This is a genomic window from Hymenobacter sp. 5516J-16 (assembly GCF_022919335.1).
GTDB lineage: Bacteria > Bacteroidota > Bacteroidia > Cytophagales > Hymenobacteraceae > Hymenobacter > Hymenobacter sublimis.
Genome location: NZ_CP095058.1, coordinates 4426927 through 4451488, shown reverse-complemented (window position 1 = coordinate 4451488; position 24562 = coordinate 4426927). Strand labels below are relative to the sequence as shown.

Annotated in this window: 25 protein-coding genes and 2 pseudogenes; 11 read left to right on the top strand and 16 right to left on the bottom strand. The window is 59.6% G+C overall.

Annotation, left to right across the window (positions count from 1 at the left end; translation table 11 throughout):
• Positions 1–42: 42 nt before the first annotated feature.
• The 3 genes from MUN84_RS22020 (at position 43) to MUN84_RS22010 (ending at position 2506) form a co-directional block, all read left to right on the top strand.
• Positions 43–1005, top strand: coding sequence for a glycosyltransferase (locus tag MUN84_RS22020; protein ID WP_244696024.1), 963 nt, complete (start codon positions 43–45; stop codon positions 1003–1005).
• A 158-nt stretch (positions 1006–1163) separates the two neighbouring features.
• A complete protein-coding gene (locus MUN84_RS22015; protein ID WP_244696023.1) occupies positions 1164–2222 on the top strand; it encodes a hypothetical protein in 1059 nt (352 codons plus the stop codon).
• A gap of 62 nt (positions 2223–2284) precedes the next feature.
• Positions 2285–2506 carry a hypothetical protein gene (locus MUN84_RS22010; RefSeq protein ID WP_244696022.1) on the top strand — a complete coding sequence of 74 codons (222 nt, stop codon included), beginning with the start codon at positions 2285–2287 and terminating at the stop codon, positions 2504–2506.
• Positions 2507–2626: 120 nt separating this feature from the next.
• On the opposite strand, the gene MUN84_RS22005 is transcribed toward MUN84_RS22010, so the two are convergent.
• Entirely contained in the window at positions 2627–3556 is a 930-nt protein-coding gene (locus MUN84_RS22005) for a polysaccharide deacetylase family protein (RefSeq protein WP_244696021.1), read from the bottom strand.
• 126 nt (positions 3557–3682) lie between these two features.
• On the opposite strand from MUN84_RS22005, the gene dapA reads away from it, so the two are divergent.
• The gene (dapA, locus tag MUN84_RS22000) at positions 3683–4552 is read left to right on the top strand and encodes a 4-hydroxy-tetrahydrodipicolinate synthase (RefSeq protein WP_244696020.1); all 870 of its coding nucleotides are present in this window, start codon (positions 3683–3685) and stop codon (positions 4550–4552) included.
• 67 nt (positions 4553–4619) lie between these two features.
• Here dapA and MUN84_RS21995 read toward each other — a convergent pair whose 3' ends face one another.
• The 3 genes from MUN84_RS21995 to MUN84_RS21985 form a co-directional block, all read right to left on the bottom strand.
• Positions 4620–5075, bottom strand: coding sequence for a hypothetical protein (locus MUN84_RS21995; protein WP_244696019.1), 456 nt, complete (start codon positions 5073–5075; stop codon positions 4620–4622).
• Positions 5076–5398: 323 nt separating this feature from the next.
• Positions 5399–6136, bottom strand: a complete 738-nt coding sequence (locus MUN84_RS21990) for a (Fe-S)-binding protein (RefSeq protein WP_244696018.1) — start codon at positions 6134–6136, stop codon at positions 5399–5401.
• A 103-nt stretch (positions 6137–6239) separates the two neighbouring features.
• The gene (locus tag MUN84_RS21985) at positions 6240–7094 is read right to left on the bottom strand and encodes a hydroxymethylglutaryl-CoA lyase (protein ID WP_244696017.1); all 855 of its coding nucleotides are present in this window, start codon (positions 7092–7094) and stop codon (positions 6240–6242) included.
• Between the two features lie 336 nt (positions 7095–7430).
• On the opposite strand from MUN84_RS21985, the gene MUN84_RS21980 reads away from it, so the two are divergent.
• Positions 7431–8759: a M23 family metallopeptidase gene (locus MUN84_RS21980; protein WP_244696016.1), complete on the top strand. Its 1329-nt coding sequence runs from the start codon at positions 7431–7433 to the stop codon at positions 8757–8759.
• Positions 8760–8953: 194 nt separating this feature from the next.
• Here the strand turns inward: MUN84_RS21980 and MUN84_RS21975 are convergent, their stop codons facing one another.
• The 5 genes from MUN84_RS21975 to MUN84_RS21955 form a co-directional block, all read right to left on the bottom strand.
• Positions 8954–9556 (bottom strand): hypothetical protein, encoded by a 603-nt coding sequence (locus MUN84_RS21975; protein WP_244696015.1) that lies wholly within the window; start codon positions 9554–9556, stop codon positions 8954–8956.
• A gap of 292 nt (positions 9557–9848) precedes the next feature.
• Entirely contained in the window at positions 9849–10028 is a 180-nt protein-coding gene (locus MUN84_RS21970) for a hypothetical protein (RefSeq protein ID WP_244696014.1), read from the bottom strand.
• A gap of 2 nt (positions 10029–10030) precedes the next feature.
• The gene (locus tag MUN84_RS21965; RefSeq protein ID WP_244696013.1) at positions 10031–10570 is read right to left on the bottom strand and encodes a hypothetical protein; all 540 of its coding nucleotides are present in this window, start codon (positions 10568–10570) and stop codon (positions 10031–10033) included.
• Positions 10567–10752: a hypothetical protein gene (locus MUN84_RS21960; RefSeq protein ID WP_244696012.1), complete on the bottom strand. Its 186-nt coding sequence runs from the start codon at positions 10750–10752 to the stop codon at positions 10567–10569. The genes MUN84_RS21965 and MUN84_RS21960 overlap by 4 nt, the downstream gene beginning before the upstream one ends.
• 44 nt (positions 10753–10796) lie before the next feature.
• A complete protein-coding gene (locus MUN84_RS21955; RefSeq protein WP_244696011.1) occupies positions 10797–12317 on the bottom strand; it encodes a S8 family serine peptidase in 1521 nt (506 codons plus the stop codon).
• A gap of 233 nt (positions 12318–12550) precedes the next feature.
• Between MUN84_RS21955 and MUN84_RS21950 the strand changes: the two genes are divergently transcribed.
• Together MUN84_RS21950 and MUN84_RS21945 are read left to right on the top strand one after the other, a co-directional pair.
• Complete coding sequence (locus MUN84_RS21950; protein WP_244696010.1) at positions 12551–13318, top strand: flagellar motor protein MotB; 768 nt, start codon at positions 12551–12553, stop codon at positions 13316–13318.
• Between the two features lie 399 nt (positions 13319–13717).
• Entirely contained in the window at positions 13718–13951 is a 234-nt protein-coding gene (locus tag MUN84_RS21945; protein ID WP_244696009.1) for a hypothetical protein, read from the top strand.
• 266 nt (positions 13952–14217) lie between these two features.
• Here the strand turns inward: MUN84_RS21945 and MUN84_RS21940 are convergent, their stop codons facing one another.
• From MUN84_RS21940 to MUN84_RS21915, 6 genes and pseudogenes are all read right to left on the bottom strand, one after another.
• On the bottom strand, positions 14218–14883 hold the full coding sequence (locus MUN84_RS21940; RefSeq protein WP_244696008.1) for a 2'-5' RNA ligase family protein: 666 nt from the start codon (positions 14881–14883) through the stop codon (positions 14218–14220).
• Between the two features lie 127 nt (positions 14884–15010).
• Positions 15011–16405, bottom strand: a complete 1395-nt coding sequence (locus MUN84_RS21935) for a M28 family peptidase (protein WP_244696007.1) — start codon at positions 16403–16405, stop codon at positions 15011–15013.
• Positions 16406–16514: 109 nt separating this feature from the next.
• Positions 16515–17081 carry a histidine phosphatase family protein gene (locus MUN84_RS21930; protein ID WP_244696006.1) on the bottom strand — a complete coding sequence of 189 codons (567 nt, stop codon included), beginning with the start codon at positions 17079–17081 and terminating at the stop codon, positions 16515–16517.
• Positions 17082–17147: 66 nt separating this feature from the next.
• Positions 17148–18142 (bottom strand): annotated as a pseudogene (locus MUN84_RS21925) (DUF1028 domain-containing protein).
• 453 nt (positions 18143–18595) lie between these two features.
• Entirely contained in the window at positions 18596–18925 is a 330-nt protein-coding gene (locus tag MUN84_RS21920; RefSeq protein ID WP_244696005.1) for a hypothetical protein, read from the bottom strand.
• A complete protein-coding gene (locus tag MUN84_RS21915) occupies positions 18916–19296 on the bottom strand; it encodes a glycosyltransferase (RefSeq protein WP_244696004.1) in 381 nt (126 codons plus the stop codon). Before MUN84_RS21915 ends, MUN84_RS21920 begins: the two co-directional genes overlap by 10 nt.
• Before the next feature lie 330 nt (positions 19297–19626).
• On the opposite strand from MUN84_RS21915, the gene MUN84_RS21910 reads away from it, so the two are divergent.
• On the top strand, positions 19627–19896 hold the full coding sequence (locus MUN84_RS21910) for a hypothetical protein (protein WP_244696003.1): 270 nt from the start codon (positions 19627–19629) through the stop codon (positions 19894–19896).
• Positions 19897–20242: 346 nt separating this feature from the next.
• On the opposite strand, the pseudogene surE reads toward MUN84_RS21910, so the two are convergent.
• A pseudogene (surE, locus tag MUN84_RS21905) lies at positions 20243–21024 on the bottom strand (5'/3'-nucleotidase SurE).
• 295 nt (positions 21025–21319) lie between these two features.
• Here surE and MUN84_RS21900 point away from each other — a divergent pair.
• The 3 genes from MUN84_RS21900 (at position 21320) to MUN84_RS21890 (ending at position 24450) form a co-directional block, all read left to right on the top strand.
• The gene (locus MUN84_RS21900) at positions 21320–21946 is read left to right on the top strand and encodes a hypothetical protein (RefSeq protein ID WP_244696002.1); all 627 of its coding nucleotides are present in this window, start codon (positions 21320–21322) and stop codon (positions 21944–21946) included.
• 117 nt (positions 21947–22063) lie between these two features.
• Positions 22064–22504: a DoxX family protein gene (locus MUN84_RS21895; RefSeq protein ID WP_244696001.1), complete on the top strand. Its 441-nt coding sequence runs from the start codon at positions 22064–22066 to the stop codon at positions 22502–22504.
• A gap of 212 nt (positions 22505–22716) precedes the next feature.
• The gene (locus MUN84_RS21890) at positions 22717–24450 is read left to right on the top strand and encodes a M14 family metallopeptidase (RefSeq protein ID WP_244696000.1); all 1734 of its coding nucleotides are present in this window, start codon (positions 22717–22719) and stop codon (positions 24448–24450) included.
• The last annotated feature ends 112 nt before the right edge of the window (positions 24451–24562 follow it).

Sequence of the window (24562 nt, the reverse complement as noted above, 5' to 3'; positions counted from 1 at the left end):
TCTTACCTCGCTCTTTCCCCCTCACTGTCAGTCAGTCGCGCCATGACTTTCTATGAAGAAACGCTTACCCCTGAACCAGCCCTGGCTCCACCTCCTCCCCTTAAAGTACCTTCCACGGCAACTTCTATAGGTTCCGTATTGGCCAAGCAGGTAGGCCAGATGCGGATACTGGTCGTTGTCGGCGTCTTACTGACGGGACATTTCCTGTGGTGGTTTGCTGACTCCGACCACATTGGCTACGCGCCGTTGTTTTGGTTGCTGAGCGTGTCGCTGGGCTTCAAGCTGCTGCGCATGCTGCACGAGTGGTACCACTACGTGAGCGTGAGCGAGCCCGTGGCCCCGGCCGGCCCGGCCCCGGCCTACACGGTGGACGTGCTCACGACCTTCTGCCCGGGCGAGCCCTACGCCATGATGGACCAGACGCTGCGGGCCATGCAGGCCATCACCTACCCCCACACCAGCTACCTCTGCGACGAGGCCGACGACCCCTATCTGCGCCAGCTCTGCCAGCAGCTGGGCATCGTGCACGTCACGCGCCGGCACAAGGTCGATGCCAAGGCCGGCAACATCAACCACGCCCTGCAGCAGGCCACGGGCCAGCTGTGCGTGGTGCTGGACCCGGACCACGTGCCGGCCCCCGACTTTCTGGACCAGGTCGTGCCCTACTTTGCCTGCCCCACCGTGGGCTACGTGCAGGTGGTGCAGGCCTACGGCAACCAAGACGAGAGCCTGGTGGCGCGCGGGGCGGCCGAGCAGACCTACCACTTCTACGGGCCCCTGATGATGGGCATGCACGCCTACAACACGGCCCAGGCCATCGGGGCCAACTGCACCTTCCGCCGCGCTGCCCTGGACTCGATTGGCGGCCACGCCGCGGGCCTGACCGAGGACATGCACACGGCCCTGCGCCTGCACGCGCAGGGCTGGCAGTCGGTGTACGTGCCGCGCATCCTGAGCCGGGGGCTGGTGCCCTCCACGCTGGGGCCTTCTATGCCCAGCAGCTGAAGTGGGCCCGCGGGGCCTTTGAGCTGCTGCTGACGGTCTACCCGCGCCTGTTCCGGCGCCTGAGCGGGCGCCAGAAGCTGCACTACGCGACCCTACCCCTGTACTTTCTCTCCGGCCTGGTCACGCTCATTGATATTGCCGTCCCTATTGCCTCCCTGTTGCTAGTGGAGTTTCCCTGGCACTTGTCGTTGTTGGAATTTGCCCTGCACCTGACTCCGGTGCTAATGATGTCCCTGCTGATTCGCTACAACGCGCAACGCTGGCTGCGGGAGCCGCACGAAGCAGGTCTGCACCTAGTGGGCGGGCTGCTGCGCACCAGCACCTGGTGGATCTATTGCCTGGGTTTCGTGTACACGCTGCTGCGGGTGCGGGTGCCCTACATCCCGACTCCTAAAGAAGGCCACGGCCGCAACGAGTGGCTGCTTAGCTTGCCCAACCTAGTGCTAGCTGGTATCTGCGTAGCTGCCGCCCGCTACGGCCACTACCTCACCCAGACGCCCTACGCCCTGCTGATGATGGCGCTGGCCCTCACCAATGCCGCCCTGCTGTTCGCCTCTGTGCTGATGGCCCAGCACGAGCTGCTTAAGCGCCTTCGGCAGCTGGCTACATCCGCCCGCCCCCTGCGGTGGTTGCTGCGCCAGGCGGAGAATTTCCTGGAAAATCAGGTGGGCCCCCGGTTGCTGCGGCTACGGACTGCCGCCGTGTTCGTCGCCTTTTTTGTATTTACGACTCACTCCCTGATTAGCTTGGGAATAAGCCTGTGGCTGGGCCGAAATACACCCTCCGACGCCCTCATCTGGGCCCATACCGGCGTAGGTGGCGTACGAATTGGGCAGGCGGCTACCCCGCCAATGTCTCCTATGTGGACCGCTTCCGTTACGGCCGGAACTAAAGCGGCGCCGGCCGTAGTGGAGTTGCAATTGCCGCCCGCGCTAGGGCCTCACGTAACTGCCGCTACGTTGGCAGCCCTGGACCAGCAGGGCAGCACTCCTCTGCTGAGCTGGGAAGTGACGGGTAGCCGTTTTCAGGCCGATGCTTGGCAACGCAGCGTAGCCACTATCCGGGAGCGAAATAAACCTGTACTGCTGCGGCCCCTGTTGCGGGCTCGCACACCGGCTGCTTACCGCAAAGCCTGGCGGGAGCTGGTTACCCGGTTTCGGGCGGCCGGCGACACCAGTGCCGCCTGGGTCTGGACTCCCCTCGTCCTGATTCGGTAGCTGCCTATTTCCCAGGCGCCGCTTACACCGACTGGGTTGCCGCCGACTACCTTTCCTCGCAAGTGATTACACCAGCGCAAGCAACTGAGCAGTACCAAGCCCTGCGGCTGCAGCTGGCCCAGCGGGCGGAGCTAAACAGCAAGCCCATTTTACTTCTCATACCCAGCCGACCCGGCCAGCCCTTACCCAGTCAAGCCCAGCGCCTTGCCCACACCTACCCAGAGGTCAAGGCAGTGGTATTTGGTCAGCCCCAACCCAAACACGCAGAAGTAGCCGAGAGGTAGGCCCGCCGCCAGTGGGTTGCTGCCTGCATCGTACCCGCTTGATGCTGGATTATCTTTTTTACAATAAAAAGCCCCAGCAGAGCCTATCTGCCGGGGCTTTTTATTGTAAAAACAGTGTGCTTAGAAGCTCTGCACCATGCTGTTATGCAGGGTGCGGGGGCTCCAGTACCCGCTGGCAATAATGCGGCGGATGGTATAGAGCGGGTCCTGCTGGTCGCGCTTTTCGGCCAGAATAAAGGCCGCATCCATGCCGCGCTTCTTCAGCTCCGGAATAGCCTCGGGGCGCCACAGGCCGAAGGGGTAGGCGAAGTAATTGATTTTCTTGCCCGTAATTTCCTCCAGTTGCTTGGTGGGCTTTTCAATCTGAGTTACCCAATCCTCGCCCGCGTACTTTTTCACGTTATGATGGTCCCAGGTATGGGAACCGATGACGTTGCCTTCGTCGGAAAGCTGCTTCACCTGGGCCTTACTCATGTAGTTGGGGCGCCCCAGGCTCACGGTCATAATAAAGTACACTGCCTTGAAGCCGTACTTGTCCAGCGTGGGCCGGGCCACCGTGAATTGGTCGAGGTCGGTATCGTCGAAGGTCAGCATCACGGGCTTGCTGGGTAGCGGGGCGCCGGTGGTGAGGTAGGCGTAGAGTTGGTCGGGCAGAATGGTGTGGTAGCCGGAATCGGCCAGCATCTTAATCTGGGCCTTGAACTGCTCTACCGGCACGATGTAGTCCTTGGCACCTTTGGAGTCGCGGGGGCGCCAATCCCGAATCTGGTGATAGCACAGGATGGGCACCTGGGGCCGAGCCGTAATGGTAGCGGCATCGGCACGCTTGCCGGCCGGAATGGTAGCCGGGCTGCCCGTGTTGCCGGTGTTGGCAGCGGTAGCGGTGCCCGCCGTGGTAATGGTGGCCGTTTCAGCCGAGTCGGCGGCAATGGCAGTGGAGCTGGCGGCCGTTTCGGCGGCGGTAGCGTTTTTGGCGTCGTTGCAGGCAGGCAGCGCGCCGAGGCTGGCCAGAGAAGCCGCAGCCAGCAGCGGGTAATTCGTGAATTTCATGAAGAAAGATAACGCGACCGGCGAAGGGGGTAGCCGTACTTTTAGAGGAAACGGGCCGACCTTCGCCGCCGGCATTGTACCTTCGCCGCGGGTCTTCCCATTACAAATCAACCGCTAATTTCCCGCATGGACAAACTACGTGGCACTGGCGTAGCCCTCGTTACTCCGTTCACTCCCACTCCTGAGCGCGCCGTAGATTACGCCGCCCTGCGTCGTCTCGCCGACTTCACCATTGAAGGCGGCGTGGAATACTTGGTTATCAACGGCACCACCGCCGAATCGGCCACCCTGACCACCGCAGAAAAAGCCGAAGTGCTGCGCGTAGTGCGCGAGCAGGTAGCCGGCCGAGTTCCGCTGGTGTACGGCATCGGGGGCAACGACACGGCCGCTACCGTCCGCACCATCCAGCAAACCGACTTGACAGGCATTTCGGCCCTACTTTCGGCCTCGCCGTACTATAACAAGCCCAGCCAGCGCGGCATTATTGCGCATTACCAGCAGCTAGCCGATACCTCCCTGGTGCCCGTGCTACTCTACAACGTGCCCGGCCGCACCAGCTCCAACATGACAGCCGCTACTACCCTGGAACTGGCCAAGCATCCCAACATCATCGGCATCAAAGAAGCCAGCGGCAACTTGGAGCAGTGCATTGCCATTGCTGCCGCCAAACCTGCTGATTTTCTACTGATTTCGGGGGATGATATGATGACCACGTCGCTGATCAGCTTCGGGGCCGTGGGCATTATCTCGGTGCTGGCCAATGCCTTCCCGCGCCGCTTCTCCGACATGACCCGGCACGCTCTCAGCGGCAATTTTCAGGCAGCTAGCGAACTGCTGTTCGGTTTTGTGGAGCTAAATCCGCTGATGTACGAGGAAAGCAACCCCGTCGGCGTGAAAGCCGCCCTGGCCGCCCAGGGCCTCTGCGCCGACGCCGTGCGCCTACCCCTGGTGGAAGGCTCCGAAAACCTGAAGCAGCGGATTGGACAGTTGGTATAACTTCAACCCACACCATAAAAAAGTGCGCCTCTTCACGTGAAGAGGCGCACTTTTTTATGTACGCATCCTACTGCTTGCCGAAGTACGTTGTCGCGTCGAATTCATTCACGACACCAACGGAAAGCAGCTGAAACCGCAACCGCCCGCCGTCGATATTTACGTAGTCGAGCTCCACAAACCCGTATTGCGGATGAAACAGCAATGACAGCGTGGCCTGCCCTGCTGAGCACCGGGCCACGGCGGTTACTTGCTGGCACTCGAGTTTGCCCAAAGGGGTAGCAACACGTTGCTGGCCTACCGATTTGTAATGGGTTTTCACTTGCATCTGGCCCTGCCACACTGCCCAGGCCGGGTTCGACCAATAAGAGCCAACGCTCAGTTCCCAATCCCACTCTTGTCCAGGCTTGAATGGCAGCCGTATTTCGGGAAACGGACTAAGTTCTAGAATAGCATACTCGCCGTAACGCGGCGGATGAATCCAGACGCCACGTGGGCCTTCCGCCACGCCAGTACCGCTTCTCATTTCGTCGGTTCTGCTTCCCCACCCAATTGCTTTTTGGGTGGAATCTGCCTCCCAGATTCGGCCCGTTGAGGTCAGCACAACGGTATCGGTGGGTACTAGCTGCTGCCCATCAGAGCGGCTGACCAGATACGTGAATTCCTTGTTTTGCGTGAAGATTTCTGCCGGTATTGCCCTGGTGGCTGGCGCTCTATTCGCCCGCACGCTACAACTGATAATGCTACGAGCCATACCTCCGAAACTGTACCTATTAACGCACGCATTACATATAGTATTTACCATCCCCACAATCCGTGGAATTAGATGAATCCGTCTACATCCGTGATTCACCACCCACTAGCCAGTACATCCGCTACGTGCAGGGTTTTGAGGGGCTTTTTCTCGCGGCGGATGTAGGCATCGAGGTGCATGAGGCAGCTCGTGTCGGTGCTGATGAGGTAGTCGGCGCCAGTGGCTAGGGCGTGCTCTACCTTTTGTTCGGCCATGGCTACAGAAATGGCTTCGAATTTCACGGCGAAGGTGCCGCCAAAGCCGCAGCAGGTTTCGGTTTCGGCCATTTCCAGCCGTTCCAGGCCCGAAATGGCGTCGAGGAGCTGGCGCGGAGCCTCCCGGATGCCGCACTCACGCAGGGCCGAACAGGAGTCGTGGTAGGTGTACTTGCCCGTGAGTTGGGCTTTGGGAATGGAAGTGACGCCTAGCACGTCCACCAGAAATTCAGTCAGCTCGAAGGCTCGGCGCTGCACCCCGTGGTAGCGGCCGGAGTCAGAGGTGCCTTCAAACAAATCGGCGTAGGTATTGCGCACCATGCCTATGCAGGAAGCCGAGGGACTCACAATGTAACGCTCCTGCTGAGTCGGGAAGTCGTCGAGGAATTTGCGGGCTACGTCGCAGCTTTGCTCCTTGTAGCCAGCGTTATAGGCCGGCTGCCCGCAGCAGGTTTGGTTGGCGTTGTAGTGCACCTGGCAGCCCACCGATTCCAAAACCTTTACCATGTTCATGGCGGTAGCAGGAAATAGCTGGTCTACAAAGCAAGGAATGAACAGGTCGACTTGAGGGGCTGGCATAAGGCTGAGGAGGAAATGTCATTTCAAATGCGGAAAGGAATCTGGGTTCTTCATGGGTGGTCAACCCAGATTCCTTTCCGCATTCGGAATGACAAAGTACGGTTTAATGCCCCATAAAAATGCGCTGATTTAATTGCATTGCGGCTGGCAATGCTTCCAGCCGCAGGTTTGGCTCGGCGCCTACCTCGCGGGCAAACTCCAGTAAATGCTCAGTGGGCATGTTGCCGGTGAGCTGGTCGGCGGCCATGGGGCAGCCGCCATAGCCGCCCAGGGCCCCGTCGAAGTGGCGGCAGCCAGCCTCGTAGGCGGCCTGCACTTTTTCGCGCCAGGTGTCGGGGGTAGTGTGCAGGTGGGCGCCGAAGCGAATCTGCGGGAAAGCAGCCGTCAGCTCCCGGAAAGCCGGACCGATGGTAGTCGGCGTAGACACCCCAATGGTATCAGATAAAGCCACAATACCTACCTGCAGGTCGGCCAGCTTCTGCGTGAATTTGCCCAGCACGGCCGGGCTCCAGGCGTCGCCGTAGGGGTTGCCAAAGCCCATGCTCAGGTACACTACCTGCTCTTGCCCGGTGCGGGCGCACAGCTCCTGCATGCGGGCTACATCGTCGAGGGCTTCGGCAATGCTTTTGTTGGTATTACGCTGCTGAAAGGTCTCAGACACCGACAGCGGAAAGCCAATAAACCGAATCTGAGGGTACTGGGCGGCCGTTTCTGCCCCGCGAAGGTTGGCGACAATGGCCAGCAGATGGGTAGCTGAGTGGCTCAGGTCCAGAGCTTCCAGCACCTCGGCCGTATCAGCCAGTTGCGGAATGGCTTTCGGCGACACGAAAGAGCCGAAATCCAGCGTATCGAACCCCACTCGCAACAGGGCATTGAGGTAGGCAATCTTATCGGTCGTGGGAATGAATGTCGACCAGCCCTGCATGGCGTCGCGGGGGCACTCAGTGAGGTGGAGCATGGGAAGGTGGGGTGGTGAAGGTGCGAAGTTGTGAAATTGTGAGATAGGTAGTGGTGAGGTGGCGAGTTTGTAAGCTAGTGAATGAGTGAAGTGCGTCATGGCGGGGGCACCAAAGCCATCCGTCCTCTTTTCGTGATAAGCCTGATAAAGTGATAAGTGCCTGACATATGATGGCGTTATGGCCTTGTCACGTTTCAAAGGGTAGCACGTTGGTCAGGAAGGATAGCGGCGTGCCTCCTCACCAGGACACCTCCCTCACCAGTACACCGCCGCGAACTACTAGCACGAGTCTGGGGTTTATCCAATTAGCTCTTCCTACCGATCCAACCTCGTTCAATGCTGCTTCGCTTTCGAGCCTTACCGGCCGTTTTATTCGTCCTATTTCTTACCGCTTGCAGTCAAAGCCAGACCCTGCAAGGCATCTTCCAAAAATCAACTCCCCACGAAGCCTACGCCCGCAAGCTGAAACAGGCAGGCCTGGCTGAAACGGCCCTGGGCCGCGACTGGCTGCGAGCCGCTGATCAGGCCCTGCGCGACTCGCTGGTGGTGAAGCTGCCGTTCCAGGAAAGCGGCTTTTTCCCCGCCGACCGGGCCGTTGCCACGGGTCTGCGCTACCCTGTCCGGACCGGCGAAACCATTCACATCAGCTTGACTCTGGCCCCGGGCACGCAGGCGCCTAAGGTCTTCGTGGATGCCTATGAGCTCAGCCCCGACCGCCGCACGCCCCGCTACCTAGCTTCTGCCGACACCACGGACCTTTCTTTTCGCTACGTGGCCGAAGCTGACCGTCAGCACATTTTGCGGGTGCAGCCCGAGCTGCTGCGCGGCGGGCGCTACACGTTGCGTATTCGGCGCGAACCTAGCCTAAGCTTTCCGGTGAAGGGCAAGAACGACGTGGCGGTGGGTTCCTTCTGGGGTGTGCCGCGCGATGGCGGCGCCCGTCGCCACGAGGGCATTGATATTTTTGCCAAGCGCGGTACGCCGGCCGTGGCCTCGGCACACGGCTACATTACACGCGTAAACGAAACGACTCTGGGGGGCCGAGTAGTCTGGCTAGCCGACACCGACCACGGCCAGCACCTCTACTACGCCCACTTGGATAAGCAGCTAGTGCAGCCCGGCCAGCAGGTAAAACCCGGCGACACGCTGGGGCTGGTGGGCAACACCGGCAATGCCCGCACCACCTCGCCGCACCTGCACTTTGGAGTGTACCGCAACGGAGCCGTTGATCCGTTTCCCTTTGTGCGCCGGGCCGATGCGCTGGCGCCAGCACCCAAAGTGCTACCCGCTCGGTTAGGCCAGTGGGTGCGGGCCAAGGAAACGCGCCTGACGCTCCGCCGCACGCCGGCCACCACGGGTGTAGCGGCGGCCACGGCCTCGCGCCCCACGCCGCTGCTGGTACTAGGGGCCACGGCCGAATGGCTGCGCGTACAACTGCCGGCGGGCGGCACAGGCTTCGTACCGGCCAAAGCCGTGCTCACGGCAACTCCGCTGCGGCGCGAAAACCTGACTGCCGCCGCTGACTTACGCGCCCTACCCTCCACCAGCGCCCTGATGATTGCCGCCCTGCCGGCCCAAACGGCCGTGGCCGTACTGGGCGAGTTCGGTGGATTCCGGCTGGTGCGTCAGCCCGATGGGCGAACTGGCTGGCTGGCCGCCTCCTAGCCTACGCCGCAAGGTGTACGGCTTCTGTAAGGCTCGGCACTCAGAAACTGGTTAACTTGATTGGTAACTTTACTCAGTGTTGACCCGCCAAGTGCTATGTCTTGGTTGACTCCGTAGTTTGAGTAGAACCGCACAAAAAAGCCGCCGGATGTGCTATCCGGCGACTTTTTTGTGTACCAACTATACAGGCAGACTTACTCGGCAATGACCACTGCGCGGCCTAGCTTTTTAGAATAAGCCACGCGCCGCTCGCGCCCATCGGCGGCGGGGTAGTCGAACCCAACGGCGCGGGCGTCTTCCTTTACCGAACTCCACGACTGCGCATCCACGTTCTCGGGTTGAGTAGCGGCGCGGGGCACGGCGGGCTGCACAAACCGATCTTCCTTGAAGAAGGCGTTCATACCCTGCAGAATGGCAATTTCTTTATCGCGCACGGTAGCGGCTTGGGGGTCATCCAGGTCCCGCTCGTTAATCAGGGCTGAAGCCGGAATAATTTCCTTGCGCAGCGTGTCGCCGGTGCTGCTGATAATCATGAAGTAGGCCTGGGCGTTGGCAATTTTCGGCCCGCGCAGCTGCAGCACAAAGTTATCCTTGGTTCGGGGGTTGGAGAAGGCGTGGGCAGTGTTTACCGTGCGCAGCACCGTGCGCTCCGATACGCGGCCCCGGTTTCCCTCGGGAACGGGCGTAAACACGCGGTCAGCATTCTTGGACGTTCCTACCTCGCGTTCCGTGTTAATGCACGAAGCTAACTGGAGTAAAAACAAAGCCCCGGCGGTGGGGAGTAAAATCTTTTTCATGAAGGGAAAGTCAACCATCATCAATTCGGTACGGCAAATTACGAAACTACCGACAGCGCAGAACTAAAGCGGCTGATTTCGGTGAGGTTCCTGTCGGGGTGGGGTAGTGACAACATGTACCGCAAAAGCGGGTGGGAGGTTGTGCAGAAAGTACGGGAAAATTACAAGGAAAAAAGGCTCAACAGCAACCGGCTAAAATCCAGCCGCAATAATCGGGCTATATAGCTCAGCCCGGAGTAATTTCCTGCACGTTTGGGCTCACTCACACCCCACTTTATGCGCTGAAATAAGGCTAAAACAGGCCCAATTCCAGCCCCACTACCCACCGGGGCAGTTCCACATAAGCCGGATTAGCTTGGGCATTAAACGTGTCGGAGAGCCGGTAGCGGGCCGTGGCCACGTAGCGCCCGGAGCCTAAACGGGCCCCCACCCCAAAAGGCCAGCGCCGCACGTAGCGCAAGTCGCGCTCCACTACTACGGTGCGCTTGCCGCCCCCGTGCCGGGCTGGTCTTCGTAGTGGTGCGAGGCACCCATGGCCCAGCCACCCCACCCGCTCACATCCAGATAGTTGCCAATGACGTTGCCGCGGCGGCCGTAGCTAAACCGCAGGTAGGGCTCCAGTTGCAGCTGCGAGAACACCAAGGACTCGGAATGGTGCACCGTGGAAGTCGGCAGTATTTTTTGGCTGTTTTGGCGCAGATGGTAGGCCAGGCGGGCATAACGCACATCGAAGCCGGTAGCTAGGGTTTGCGTAAGGCGGTATTTCTGCCGTACGCCCACAAAAAACTCAGCTGATTTAAACGGACGCAGATCGGCCCCCGGCCCGGCCGGCGCACCCACTACGGGAGCATAACCTATAAAGAGGTGGCGGTAGAAAGCCCGGTTGGGGCCATACCGGGCGCGGGCCGTGTCGGTGGCCGGGTCGGCCCGCAGTACCACCCGCTGGGCCCGGGCCTGCTGAGCCTGCCCCCACAGCAGCAAACTCAGGCCGGCCGGCAATAACAGGTGCTTCATGGGGCGAGGTAGGTTTGGGTGTAACCCCGGTAATGCACCCGGGCGGCGTCGCCGGAGCGCAGCAGGCGCAGGGGAATGCGCAATACGGCGCGCTGCTTTACCTCCAGCACTTCGTAACGCCGCAGCTTTCCGCTACGGTCCAGTAGCTGCCAGTACACGTACTGAGGTGGCGTGGAAGGCACCAGCTCCTCCGCAGGAGGTGCCGCTTCCCGCGGCTGCTCCTTCCCTACCGGGGCAACGGCCGGTGCCCCCCCGCCGTGGTGGCCTGTACAGAATCGGCGAACAGGGGTAGCGTGTAAGCCGGCACATACGCTGCTTCCGGTCGAATCAGCACGGCCAGCACCGAGTCCTGGCGCACTAGGTCAAACGAAGCCGAGGCGGGTGGCGGAGCGGACGGCGTCGTAAAAAAGGATGCCCGCGGCAGGCCGTAGCCGTGGGCGTAATCAAAGTACGGATACAAACTGGCTGACTGCTGAAGCTGGGCGAATAGCTGCATGGCCGTGAGGTTGCGCTGCTGCTGCCAGACGCAAGCGGCAAAGCCAGCCACCAACGGACTAGCAAAGGAAGTGCCTTCCGTGCGCACGTAGCCACCGGGAGCCGCCGCTACCACCACCCCAAACGCCGACACGTTGGGCTTGAGCCGCTGCCCCGGAGCCGGCCCGTAGCTACTAAAATCCAGGTGCAAATAAGTATCAGGGTCGATGCCACCCACGGCCAGCACGGAGTCGCCATCGGCGGGTGTACCCACGGTACGCCACTGCGGATCGTCGCCATCGTTGCCGGCGGCATTCACCACCAGAATGCCCTTGCGAACGGCCAGCTCCGCGGCTCGGGCTACCAGGCTGGTGCGGCCGTTCATTTGCTCAGGAAAGTAGCGCCGGGTGGTGTAGCCCAAGGAGGAGTTAATGATGTCGGCCCCGTTGCGGTCGGCCCATTCCGCGGCAGCCAGCCAGGCTTCCTCCTCGGCGTACTTTTCACGGTACATCTGCTCCGTGCGGGCCAGCAGAAACTCCGCGCCCTCCGCCAGGCCCAGACGGGTGCTGTCTGGAAGGCGGCCGGCAATGCATGATAGCACCTCGGTGCCGTGGTTGCCACCCTGGTATACGGCAGGAGTGCGCCGCAAAAAGTCATAGGTGGCAACAATGGCACCGCGGCGGCGCAAGTGGGCAAAAGCCGGGTGCTGATCGGCCCCGTTAAACCCTACGTCGAAAATAGCAATCCGTACCCCACGGCCGTTGAGCCGGGCCCGCCGGAAGTCGGCGGCTCCCAGGCTGGCCGCTTGGCGCCGGGCCAATGATCGGTCGGCGGAAGTAAGCGGCCCGCCTGCCTCGGCTGCACCAGTGGAGGTGTGGGCAGCCGGTAGCAGCGGATTTTCTGGCCAAGGAGTTACACTTAGAATGCCGGGCACGTGCCGCAGGGCCGCTGCCTGAGCGGCGGTTGCCCGGCACGCTACGGCGTTAAACCAACGGCTCACTAGCGTTACCGTGTCGGTAGCGGCGCGCACGGCCGCCACGTAGTCGGGCCGAACAGGAAAGTCGGTACTGTCGGCGGGGGGTAGGTGCTGGCGCTGGCGGCGGGCCTGGGCGGCGGCGCTGAAGTAGGCACGGGGCCGGAAATGCTGGCCGGCTTTGTCGCGGAAGCTCACCCAGTACCGGGTAGCAGGTGGCGTAGCGTGCACCGGGTTTTTCACGCCAGCAACCACGTTACCCACCAGCAGCAGCGCTATTAATTGAATACGAAAACGCAAACGAGAATTAGAATACTGACGAAACCATATAGCCTCCAAGGTACGATAAAGCCGGCCGCGAACGACACCGCAAGGCGAATTTCTGGTAGCGCTGCGGCTCTCCGTAACTCCCAACAGTTGGGTTCCGTTTCATGGCTACTTGCGTTGTCACTTCGTATTTCCGCGTCATGAAATATTTGTTTGCTTCTCCATTATTCGCAACAATGTGCAGTGCCACCCTTCTGGTGGGTGCAGTGGGCTGCGTTTCGCAGAAAAAATACACTGCGTTGCAAACGCAGTACACCGATGCTTCCCGCTCCCGCGACCAACTGCAGGCCGAGAAAAATGCGCTTCAGGAAGAAAAAGCGCGCAACGAAGAAGCACTGCGGACCAGCCTTTTAACCAAGAATCAGCAGGTTAATCAGCTGAATGCCAGCCTAAGCGGGGCCCAACAAGAAAACTCGCAGCTGTCGGCTGATTTGCGCGGCAAAGAGCAGCGAATTGCCGATATGCAGCGCATTTTAGAGCAAAAAGATGCGGCAGTAAAAGCCCTACGTCAGAAAGTGGGCGACGCGCTGCTGGGCTTTAATTCACAAGATTTGCAGGTAAATGTGCGGAACGGTAAAGTGTATGTTTCGCTTTCGGAGCAATTACTTTTTAAATCTGGCTCCACCAAAGTCGACCCGAAAGGCCAGGAGGCATTAAGTAAATTGGCTACTGCTCTTAAAGGTAACCAAGATGTTAACGTGCTGGTGGAAGGCCACACCGATAATGTACCCATTGTAAAAGGGACGGCCGGTATGCGCGACAACTGGGACCTGAGTGTATTGCGGGCCACGGAAATCACGCGAATTTTAACGCAGGCGGGGTTACCTGCTTCCCAAGTTACCCCGTCGGGGCGGGCGCAATACGTACCAGTAGCGCAAAACGACTCGCCTACCAATAAGGCGTTAAATCGTCGAACCGAAATTATTCTGACCCCGAAACTGGACGAGCTATTTCAGATTTTGGAGCAGAATTAAGTTTTATTGCGCGCTATAAATTGCTATCCGAGGGCTACCTATTCGTAGATGGCTCTCGGATTTTTCTTTGTCTGGTCGCTAAAATCTCTCTCTGAATCAGCGGCTTACAGTGATTTTATTTTAGATTAAACTCTCTTACTCAGAGGGAAGCTCCCGCTATTTTGTAGCCCGGACAGATAAAAATATTTTCACGCTTGAATATCAACAAAGTACAGGAGGTAATCGTATGGATTTCACCAGACTGTTATTCTCCACTTTAAATAATGCGCATGTGCCAGTCTGTTCGTAATCCGGAAAAATATTCTTGCGCCATGTTGGATAGCAAAGTATTTATTTGGGCAAAACAAAAAAATCTTCAACTTTGAGTATTATTCGTCTTCCCAAAGATTTAAACTAATCATGGCAACTGCTGACCTTAACAAATTGCAACAGATTTTGGCTAACGCCGAAGAAAACGATGCTGTTCTAGTGCAGATCCGCAAGCACGTAGTAAAAGTAAATGAGCTAATGGCGGAACTGAATGCCATGCTGGAGCCCGGTTTCCGGGTTGAGAAAAAAGAGCGTAAGCCCCGTGCCGCCAATAGCACCGGTAAGCGCCCCGGCCGCCCAAAGAAAAATGCCAGCGCTGAGTAATTCAGCCTTGTTAAGAATATAAAAAATCCCGCAGCTTGGTTTCAGGCGGCGGGATTTTTATTTACTAGGTCATGTGAGCAAAAAAAGCTTGCAAATAGGTATGAGAACGTCATGCCGAGGCCGCGCCGAAACACCCCTTCCGCTGACGTTGCAATCGTACACGTCCTGCCTGATCTAATGTCCGCAGAACCGATGGCCCCTTACCGCTTCGTCCTCGCGTAGGAGTCAGCCAGAGGGAGGAGCGCTTCAGCTGCGCGGACGCCAGATTAGGTAGGGCCCGTTATTTTAGTACTGTTCTTATATGCATAGTACCACCAGCCCGCGGGGTGCTTTGCTCCTGCTCGGCAGGACAGCCGTTGAGCCATCTGGTAACAGTTTCTAGTCTGCCAGGCCATGTGCCGGTAGTAGATACACGGTTTCCTGCACTTGCCATTTACGTCCATCGTGTTGGTAAAGCACCAGTTCTTCCCAGGCGGCGGTTGCCGCGTAGCGGCGGCTTGCAAACTCTGCGCGTAACTCCGGCACGGCTGCGGGGGCAAATCACGGGTGGCGAGGGTGACGTGGGGTACGAAGGGCCGAGTAGGTGCGGGCACGGCGGGCAACTGCATAGCGCACCAGTGGTGCAGGGCCTCGTGGAGCTGCTGCACCGCCTGTGCCTGCGCCACATGCACATACAGCGTGCGGCTCTGAAACCAAGCAAAGTCTTCCAGCCCCACCAGGCAGGCCTTTTGCGCACAACCAAACTCCCGTAAGCTAGCCGCAGCTGCGGCGGCAAACGACGCGGGCTGGCGCAGGGGTGGAATTAGCGTGATGTGCGGGGGAAGGTTAACGGCGTTGCGGCTGCCGGTTCGCTGGTGCATTTCCTGCTTCAGGGCCCAGATGTCGCTACGAATAGGCTCTGGGGGTAGCAGGGCCATGAGAAATAGATCCATCCTTAACTGAAGCTATAAGGCGACGAAAAAACAAGTCCCGGTGAAAAGGCGGGCACCTTCTCACCGGGACTTGTACGAATATGCAGGGCAAAAAAGCCGCTTTGCGGGGCGGTTTGCTACCCCAGGCCTACAGGCCGTACTTGCTGAGCAAGTAAATCAGGGAGGCCATGCTGGCCCCGCCTAGTTCCAGCTCGCGGCGGTTCACCTTGTCGAAGGTATCGGCGGCGGTGTGGTGAATGTCGAAGTAGCGCTGGGAGTCGCAGTCGTAGCCAATGAGGGCTTTGGCCTGGCTTTTCAGGGGGCCGATGTCGGTGCCAGCATGACCCGCCACGAATTCGCCGCTGCCGTAGGGCTGCAATAGCGGGGCCCACTGCTGCACCTTACGCACGGTGGCGGGGTCAGCCTCGATGTTGAAGCCCCGGGGCGTAAAGCCGCCCCCATCCGACTCCATGGCGGCCAGGTGTTTTTCGCCGGCAGCCTTGGCCAGTTCGGCGTATTTGTTGCCGCCGCGCACACCGTTTTCTTCGTTCATGAACAATACAGCCCGGATGGTGCGCTCCGGCCGCAACCCAGCAGCTTTTAGCAGACGTAGGGCTTCCATGCTTTGCGTGCAGCCGGTGCCATCATCGTGGGCGCCCTGGGCCAAGTCCCAGGAGTCGAGGTGGCCGCCCACGGCAATGATTTCGTCGGGGTACTTCGAGCCCTTGATTTCGCCTACCACGTTGTAGCTTTTCACTTCGGGTAGCTGCTGGCAACTCATTTCCAGCTCTACAGTCAGGTTGGGGTCGGCTTTAAGCAGGTGGCTGAGCTCATCGGCGCCGTTGGTGCTCACGGCGGCGGCCGGTACCTTGGCTACCTGCTCATTGTAGTTCATAGTGCCGGTGTGGGGGAAATCGTCGTGGGCCAGGGTGAGGCTACGTACTAGCGCGCCCACCGCGCCCCGCTTAGCGGCTTCCACAGCCCCGCTGCGGCGCTGGTCGCCGGCTTCGCCATAGGCCCGACCGGTTTCTACGTATAAGGGGTTCATGGGCCGGTTGAAGAATACTAGCTTACCTTTCACTTTATCAGCGGGTAATGCAGCCAGCTCCTGCATGCTATGCACTTCTACTACTTGGGCTTTGAGCTTACCATTGGTTCCAACGGAGCCGCCCAAAGCGCACACGCTCAGGTTTACGCCCTTGCCTTTGCTGCTCCTAATCTGAGCTTTTTCCTTGGCCCCGCGCACCCAATGCGGCACCATCACCTCCTGCAGGTACACCCGGTCGAGGCCCATCTTTTCCATAACCGTTTTGCCCCACTGCACGGCCTGCTCGGCCTGGGGCGAACCGCTTAGCCGGCCGCCAATGGTAGTGGTCAGGTAGCGCAGGTTCTCGTAGCTCTGCCCGCGGGCCAAGGCTTCATCGTAAATTTTTCTAATGACGACGGAATCGATTTTAGAGCCGGTGGTTTGAGCAGTTGCAGTTCCGGCGGAAGCCAGCAGCAACAGAGCACCCAGGGTAAGGCAGCGAAAGGAAGTGCGCATGAAAAGGAAGAGAGTGACAAAACAACACCGCCCGCCAGGGCCAGGGCTACTGCAGGCGGCTTAAAAGTAGCAGAAAACGAATGTGGGTTGCAGCAAAAGCACGCCCTGGCTACCGTACTCCGTAGCGGCGGGCCACGGCCGAAGCAGCTTGGGTAGAATCCTGCGGAATCCGCACTTGCAGCAGGTAATCATACTCACTGTCCTGCACGGCCGGCACCGGGCGCGGGGCACCCAGCGCTTCTACGGTTTCCAGAATGGTGTTAGAATGACCCACTACCAGTACCGTTTGACCTTTATACTCCCGTCGGATGCGGGCAGCTAGGGCCGCTAGCTGCCGGGCATCGTAGGGCTGCACCGGTAGCTGGCGGGCGGTGGCCAGGGGCTCGGCCGTACTGCGGGTACGCGTGGTAGCGGTTGAGAAAACGGCCGTTATTGGGGCCTTGCGCAGCGTATCCACTAGGGTTTGGGCGCGTTGCTTGCCAGCAGCCGTGAGCGAGGGGTCGGGCAGCCCGGGGGCCGGGTCTTTTTCAGCGTGGCGCACCACGTACACCGTAGTGAAAGCGGGCTGGCTGGCCTTCCGGGGTTCCACGGAAGCGCAGGCACCAGCCAGCAGCACTACGCATACCGGCAGCAGCCACCGCCACAACCGCAAGAAAAGTAAAGATGAAAACGGCATACTTACAGGAAGAAAACAGGGTAGAAAAAGAGAGCTTTTGAAGCTGGAACTCTAAGCAGCCAGGACTTACTTAGCCGCTAGAATCTGCTTGAGCTCCGCGTCGCTGACGGTAAGCAGGCCGACTTTGGGCAGGCGTTGAGTGAGCGTACGCCAGTTGGCATCTTGCCGGAAGATAGGCCCCAGCAGCTTGATGGCCTGGGGCACCTGCTGCTTGTTAGCCAGGCTGATGGCGTGCCAGTACTTCATTTCCAGGTTTTGAGGAAAGAGCTTTTCCGCGGCCTCGTACTCGCGGATGGCGCCGGGTACGTTGTTCTTTTCCACGGCCAAGTCGCCGGCGTTCATGTGCTCGTAAGCGCGGTGCAGGCGCAATAGGCGGGCTAGCTCCTGGAGGGGCTCGGCGGCATCATCTACGCGCAAGTCAATGGCGCGGTCTTCCCAGACGCCCGCGCCCGGTTTCGCCCGCACCACTAGCAGCGCCGCCGACTGCCGCCCCCGAATGTCGCCGCCAGCGGCCTGAGCGGCTTCCAGCGCTGCTACTACCCGCTCAGCGAAGGGTAGCTTGGTATTCTGCTCGTAGGCCTTGGCCATGGCGGCGGGCACGGTGTTATTGAGCATCATGTTGGCCTGAACTGAAAATTGCGGGCCTTGCTGGTGGCCGGCCATATCAATGCACTTACTGCCGGTGTGAGTAGCCACGCGACCCTGGTTGTCGATGATAGCCACCTGCCGCACGTCGCGGCCTTCGTCGGTGCGCAGCAGCTCGTCTAGGGCTTGCTGGGCCGATTTGCCGCTTTTCAGCAGGGCAAGCCCCCGGGGCCGAAGGATTTGTTGGTGAAGGACTGGGTAGCCACGGCCCCTACCCCGGCTTCGGCCCAACTAACGCTAGTGCCCACTGAAAACCAGTGGCTTTGCACGGCTACGGCTAGGTCACCCGTTTGCGGGTCGCGGGCCACAATGCTGTAGGTATGGGCCAGCGGATCGGAAGCGGTGTACACCTGCGCAGCCGCGGGGCGGGTCAGCAGCGTCAGGACCAGGGGAAGAAGAAAGGCGAGTCGTTTCATAAGCTAAAGCAAGGAAGAATCGTGGCACGGCGCAAATTACCAGGCCTCTATCCTTGGCGGGAAGCCCAACTATTCGCTCGGCCAACGACTCGCGTAGCGCTACTTCAAAGCCCTGCGCCTAGGCCTGCACTTTCCCACCATGCAGCTAGCCGACATATTGACAGATGAATTTACTAAGTCCATTATAGTTACTATAACTATTTTAAAATCAACAGTATGTTTAATATAATTTCATTAACAAGTTTAAGGTAAACTGAAGCTATTAAACCAGCTTAGCGTCACCATGGACTGCCTTGAACAGTCGCCTACCCCTGCTGACCTGGACGGGGTCATAGCGGGTGCTTAGGTAATTTCTACTCGACTAGACAGCTGGCGGAGGAACCCCGTTTTTGCTCCCCTACTCAAGCTTAATGACAACTCATTCTCGCTTGCCTTTGCTGAAAATAAGCTTACTCACCATCTGATAAGACGTCGGTATAGGTTGACTAGGGTAGGCTGGGAAACACCCAGCCAGTGCAGAGTGGCAATGAGGGTGAAAATGGCTTGGAGCCGGAAGACCCCGTTCTCCCGGTACTTGCGGGCGGAAGTAACCACAGCTTGCGATAACACCCGGAAAGGGGCTTGCTGGCGGAGGCGACCAATGATTTCCTGATCTTCCATGACGAGTAGTTGCTCGCGGTAGCCACCGGCCCGCTCGAATACGGAGCGCGTCACGAAGAGGCTCTGGTCGCCGAAACGAATGAGGTCCACGTCGAAGCGCGTAAACCAGGCATTCAGGCGCAAAAACCAGTGGGAATAGTCGAACCGGAGGCGGAAGCAGCCGCTGCCCGCGCCCCGGCCACTGCCGCCCGAATGGAGGCGAGGAAGCCCGGGGGCGGGTAGGTATCGGCGTGCAGAAAATAGAGAAGGTGGCCCTGGGCGTGAGTGGCCCCGTAGTTGAGCTGCGCCGCCCGCCCGCGCGTGGGGCATTGCACCACGCGGGCGCCGGCGGCCTGCGCCACGGCCGCGGTACCGTCGGGACTGGCTGCATCTACCACCAGCAACTCGGTTGCGGGGTCAGCCTCGGCGCGCAGGTAGTTCAGCAGGTGACCCAGGCCCGCGGCTTCGTTATAGGCCGGAATGATAATGCTAACTGAGTCAAGGGGTGCGTTCAAGGAAAAGGAAGCGGGTGAGGCCACAAGAACCGATATTTTGCGCTACCAACGCAAGCGTATCCCCTACCCTTGCTGCCGGGCTGGTTGCTCGGGCGGCTTCATGATTTCTTCGCGGTGGGCTGGCGTATGGTGCCTTGCCCTGTAGCTACGGCCTGGGCTTGCCCATTGCTAAAATCATCATCGGGTTTCATCATAGTGAGTTTAGCTTGGAATCAGAGGTAGGCTGGGGTAGTACGTTCGCCTTGCAGTATCCTTGAGTGGGCCGTAAGCACATCCGTGGCAGCGCCACTGCGTAAAAGACGCTAGTATTCATTCTCACCCCCCCCGCCCATGAAAAATGTACTTGCCCTGCTGACCTTGTCGGTTTTTGCCTGTGGTGTCCGGGCCCAGGCCGTTCAGCAAAAAACCACGGCCACCCATACCACCACTGCCGCCGCTACTACCTCGCGCACAACAGCGCGCACCCACCAGGTAACGACGCCCAGCGGTAACACCCACACGGCTACTCGCACTCACACCGTAACTAAGCCCGCCCCAACAAACAAAACCACTACCGTGCGCCGGACCGCCACAACAGTACGCCACGGTGGTTCCCGCTAGCTGGCTTTAGGCTCACGTGGCTTACATGTAGGGTCAGGCACTCTGTAACCACTGCATGTTTTGCCTAGAATGATAAATCTGCTGGTAGCAAGGCTGCTGGTAGCGGCCTTACTGCTCTTGAGGCTAGGTCGGCACCCAACACCAAAAGCAACTTGTAGCGTTAATACCCATCGTCCGCTAGCGTCTTCTTAAGCTCTGCGCACGCATTGCCCGCACTCCAGTTCCATTGGCTCGCCTGCCCTAGCATAGCCTCCAACCCTTACAGACAGAAACCTCCTTCCCGTCCAGCAAAAAGCCCCGACTAGCAGTAGTCAGGGCTTTTTGCTGGACGGAAAATCTTTGTCACCTACCCTAGTCCTTCCGCCGATTCGCCCGGCGCCGGTTGGGCACTGCCTAGGTGCGGGGCTTGGACTGTAACGCCTTGCGGAGTGGCACTGAGCTGCCAGGACGTATTCATTTCGCGCAGGGCATAGAGGGCCGTGAGGTCGAACTGACAGGGCACGATGGAAATGTAGTTATGGGCCAGGGCGTACTCGTCGGTGTCCTGCCCCTGGTCCTCGTTCACGAAATTGCCTAGCAACCAGTAGTAGGGCCGTTTATAGGGGTCGTAGCGCAAATCGAACTCTTCCTGCCACTTGGCCCGGGCCTGGCGGCACAAACGCGCCCCCGCAATGGGTTCGGCCGAGTTCTTGGGAATGTTGATGTTCAGGGCCGTTCCTTGGGGATGCCGTGCGTTAGGGCCTGCCGGCACAGGTGCTCTACCCACTCCTCCACGTGCGAGAAATCGGCCCCGTGCCCGTAGTCGCACAGGGAAAAGCCGATGGCAGGCAGCCCCTCAATGGCCGCTTCAATGGCTGCCGACATGGTGCCGGAATACAGCACGTTCACGGAGGAGTTGGAACCGTGGTTGATGCCCGACACCACCAGATCGGGGCGGCGGTCCTTGAGCACATGGTGCTTGGCCAGCTTCACGCAGTCGGCGGGCGTGCCGCTGCACTCGTAGGCCTCTACTCCTTCGAAAATAGTGCTTGGGTCGAGGCGCAAGGAACTGCCGATGGTAATGGCGTGCCCCATGCCCGACTGGGGCGAGTTAGGTGCTACCACCACCACCTCGCCAATACGGCGCATGACGCGCACCAGCGTGGCAATGCCAGGAGCCGTAATACCGTCGTCGTTGGAAATTAGAATAAGCGGTGGGCGGGTTGCAGCAGACACAAGCAAAAACAGTCAGTGAAGAAGGAGAGCGGACAAAAGTAGGCCAGGGCCGCTGACCGACCCGGCTCGTTTGCAGTAGCTAACGCCCTTCGCCCCTGTCAGGTTTTCAACACTAGCCTTCGGGCCTGCGTATAGCCCGCATGCAACACCGCCTATTTCCAGTCGTTAGCACCCTGTCTGTTAGCCTTTTAGTAGCCAGCCTAACGGGGTGCGACTCCACCACGACCCGCAACGCTACCGACCCGGGTACGCCGCCTTTTACGTCTGCGGCCGGTACGGCCGGAGCCTCCCCGGTGGAACCTCCGTGGCGCAGCAGGCCAGCGCCCCTACCCCCACGCCCGGCGCGCCTACCCCCGATTCGTTGCATCTGCTTAGTCCGGGCCGGGCTGGCCGGCTCCGGCTGGGTATGCGGGAGGAGCGCCTGAAGGAGGTAGTACCGGCCAACCTGCTGCGCGCCACTACCTACCAAGACCAGGGCCACACCCTGCCCGCTTATGAAATGCGCGATGCTCAGCAACCCCAGGCACCGCCTACTGTGCTGCACCTCATCGGCGACTCCTCCACCGGATTTCGTCTGCGCCGCATTCGCATCTACGATCCGCAGTACCGCACCGCCGAGGGTATAGGGGTAGGGTCGCCGTTCGGAGCAGCCCGCCAAAATCTGGGCCTGACCAAGGTGCGCGACACGCCGGCGGGGTTTGCGGCCGTGTCGGGCGAGGTGCAAATGGCTTGGCTGATTGACCCAAACTCGTTGCCGGCTAAGCATCCGGCGGAAATTAGCTCGGCGGAGGTGCCGCCGGCGTCCCGGATAACAGGGGTATTACTTTACCAGTAGCTCCGTTGGCAGGTCAGTTGCATTACGCTGCAAATATTGTACTTTGGCAACGCCGGAGGTAGCCGCCTACGTCCGTATTGTTGAACTTACTCGCCCCGGCTCGCTCCCAACTCGCCTATGGCCCTGTTTGCAAACCGTTACCGCACCCACGACTTAGGCCTGCTGCTGTTGCGCGTGGGCATTGGCGTAATGTTTACCATACACGGCTACCCCAAGCTCACGGGCGGCCCCGAAGCCTGGACGCAGGTAGGCGGAGCCATGAAGCTGATCGGAATAAACTTTGCCCCAGCCTTCTGGGGCTTTCTGGCCGCCGCCGCCGAAGCGGTGGGTGGGCAGCTGATTGCCATTGGGCTATTTTTTCGCGTGGCGTGCGCCCTGCTGTTGGGCACCATGATAATGGCCACCATCATGCACCTGAGCAGTGGCCACGACTTCAATACCTACTCGCACGCCCTGGAATCGGCATTCCTGTTCCTGGGGCTGGCCTTTGCCGGTCCGGGCAAATACAGCGTCGACCAGCTGCTGTTTCCGGCCCCCGCCGGTTGTATTAGCTCCTAGACAGGTAGCTCAATACAAAGACTACCCATTCCTGTGGTTAGCGCTACTCGCTAGCATTTTCTATTCATCCTGCCCATTGTGAGGGGTTATTTTCGCCTGAAAAAGTTGCTTCGGCGGCTTGCTTCGGCGCGAAAACATCTTCCGCCGTGCGCAGGATGACGTGTTTTTAGGCTACTTGCACTTCCGACTTCGGCTCAGCTACCTTTTGTCATATGCTTGCACTGCTGCTCTCCTCCTTTCTACTGACATCCCCGGCCTCCCCTCCAACCGACTGGCGCACGCCCTTCGAGAAGGGCAACGGCAACACTACCACAACCCACGCTGAGTGCATCAGCTACTACCAGCAGCTGGATGCTGCCTACCCCGAAATTCAGCTGCGCGAGGCTGGTACCACCGACAGCGGCCGGCCCTTGCACGAGGTAGTAGTGTCACTGGATGGGGACTTCGAGCCGGCTTCCGTGCGGGCCAAAGGGCGACGCATCGTGTTCATTCAGAACGGCATCCACCCCGGCGAGCCGGAGGGCATTGACGCCAGCATGATGCTGGCCCGTGACTACGTGCAGAAAAAGGAGTTGCGCCGGCAGTTGGCCGATGTGGTACTGGTCTTCATTCCTATTTATAACGTGGATGGGGCCCTCAACCGCAACTCCACTACCCGCACCAACCAAAACGGCCCCGAGAGTTACGGCTTCCGCGGCAACGCCCGCAACCTCGACCTGAACCGGGACTACATCAAGCAGGATTCGCGTAATGCCCGCGCTTTCGCCCAGCTGTTCCAGCGCTGGCAACCGGATATCTACGTGGATACGCACACCTCCAACGGGGCTGATTATCAGTATACCATGACGCTGATTGCCACCCAGAAAGACAAATTGCACCCGGCCCTGAGCCAGTATCTGCAGCAGCGGTTGCTGCCGGCCCTGTACGGCGGCATGGACAAGAAGAAGTGGTACCTAACGCCCTACGTTGATTTTGAGGGCCGCACGCCCGATGCCCGCGGTTTGGTGGGCTTTCTGGAAACACCGCGCTACTCCACTGGCTACACTACCTTATTCAACACCATCGGGTTCGTGACGGAAACCCATATGCTCAAGGCCTACACCCCGCGCGTAAAGGCAACCTATGACTTCCTGGATTTGCTGATTAAAACCGTACACCAGGACGGAGCCACCATTGCCCAGGCCCGGGCTGCGGCCGCCGAGCAAACCCGCACCCAGCAGCAGTTCGCCCTGGGCTGGCGCCTGGACACTACCCAGGCCGAGCGCTTTACCTTCCGGGGTTTCGAGGGCAAAACCAAGCCCAGCGAAGTCAGTGGCCTGCCCCGCCTCACCTACGACCGGAAGGCGCCCTACACGAAATCCATTCCCTACTACAACACCTTCCAGCCCACCCTAACGGTGCAGCGCCCTACCGCCTACGTCATTCCGCAGGCCTGGGGCGAGGTAGTGGACCGCCTGCGCCTGTCTGGCGTGCAACTCCGGCCACTAGCTTCTGATACCACCATCACGGGCGAAGTGTACTATATCCAGGACTATAAAACCGGCCCCCGCCCCTACGAGGGCCACTACCTGCACAGCCAGGTGCAGGTGCGCCCGGTGCGCCAGGCCCGCCCCTTCCTGCGCGGCGACTACGTGGTGAGCCTCAACCAGCCCGCCGCCCGCTACCTCATCGAAACCCTGGAGCCCCACGCCACCGATTCCTTCTTCGCCTGGGGTTTCTTCGACAGTATTCTACAGCAGAAGGAGCACTTCTCCGACTACGTGTTCGAAGACGTAGCCGCCGACCTACTGCGCAGCCAGCCCGAGCTACGCGCCCAACTGGAAGCCAAGAAGAAAGCCGAGCCGACCTTTGCCGCCAGCGCCGCCGCCCAACTCGAGTGGGTGTACCGCCAATCCGACCACTACGAGGCTTCCCACCTGCGCTACCCCGTTATGCGGGTGCTATAACGCGGAGATTATACAGGACGCGTAAGCCCGTCATCCTGAGCGCAGCGAAGGACCTTATCACGTCAGCACGATACTCGTTGTTACGACTCATGCTGACGTGATAAGGTCCTTC

Coding starts and splice junctions, on each gene's coding strand:
- MUN84_RS21980 (WP_244696016.1), top strand. CDS start 7,431: ATGCTGCTTCGCTTTCGAGCCTTACCGGCCGTTTTATTCGTCCTATTT.
- MUN84_RS21890 (WP_244696000.1), top strand. CDS start 22,717: ATGCTTGCACTGCTGCTCTCCTCCTTTCTACTGACATCCCCGGCCTCC.
- MUN84_RS22005 (WP_244696021.1), bottom strand. CDS start 3,556: ATGAAATTCACGAATTACCCGCTGCTGGCTGCGGCTTCTCTGGCCAGC.
- MUN84_RS21930 (WP_244696006.1), bottom strand. CDS start 17,081: ATGCCGTTTTCATCTTTACTTTTCTTGCGGTTGTGGCGGTGGCTGCTG.
- MUN84_RS21995 (WP_244696019.1), bottom strand. CDS start 5,075: ATGAGAAGCGGTACTGGCGTGGCGGAAGGCCCACGTGGCGTCTGGATT.
- MUN84_RS21990 (WP_244696018.1), bottom strand. CDS start 6,136: ATGCCAGCCCCTCAAGTCGACCTGTTCATTCCTTGCTTTGTAGACCAG.
- MUN84_RS21935 (WP_244696007.1), bottom strand. CDS start 16,405: ATGCGCACTTCCTTTCGCTGCCTTACCCTGGGTGCTCTGTTGCTGCTG.
- MUN84_RS21975 (WP_244696015.1), bottom strand. CDS start 9,556: ATGAAAAAGATTTTACTCCCCACCGCCGGGGCTTTGTTTTTACTCCAG.
- MUN84_RS21985 (WP_244696017.1), bottom strand. CDS start 7,094: ATGCTCCACCTCACTGAGTGCCCCCGCGACGCCATGCAGGGCTGGTCG.
- dapA (WP_244696020.1), top strand. CDS start 3,683: ATGGACAAACTACGTGGCACTGGCGTAGCCCTCGTTACTCCGTTCACT.
- MUN84_RS21895 (WP_244696001.1), top strand. CDS start 22,064: ATGGCCCTGTTTGCAAACCGTTACCGCACCCACGACTTAGGCCTGCTG.
- MUN84_RS21940 (WP_244696008.1), bottom strand. CDS start 14,883: ATGGATCTATTTCTCATGGCCCTGCTACCCCCAGAGCCTATTCGTAGC.
- MUN84_RS22020 (WP_244696024.1), top strand. CDS start 43: ATGACTTTCTATGAAGAAACGCTTACCCCTGAACCAGCCCTGGCTCCA.
- MUN84_RS21945 (WP_244696009.1), top strand. CDS start 13,718: ATGGCAACTGCTGACCTTAACAAATTGCAACAGATTTTGGCTAACGCC.
- MUN84_RS21965 (WP_244696013.1), bottom strand. CDS start 10,570: ATGAAGCACCTGTTATTGCCGGCCGGCCTGAGTTTGCTGCTGTGGGGG.
- MUN84_RS21910 (WP_244696003.1), top strand. CDS start 19,627: ATGAAAAATGTACTTGCCCTGCTGACCTTGTCGGTTTTTGCCTGTGGT.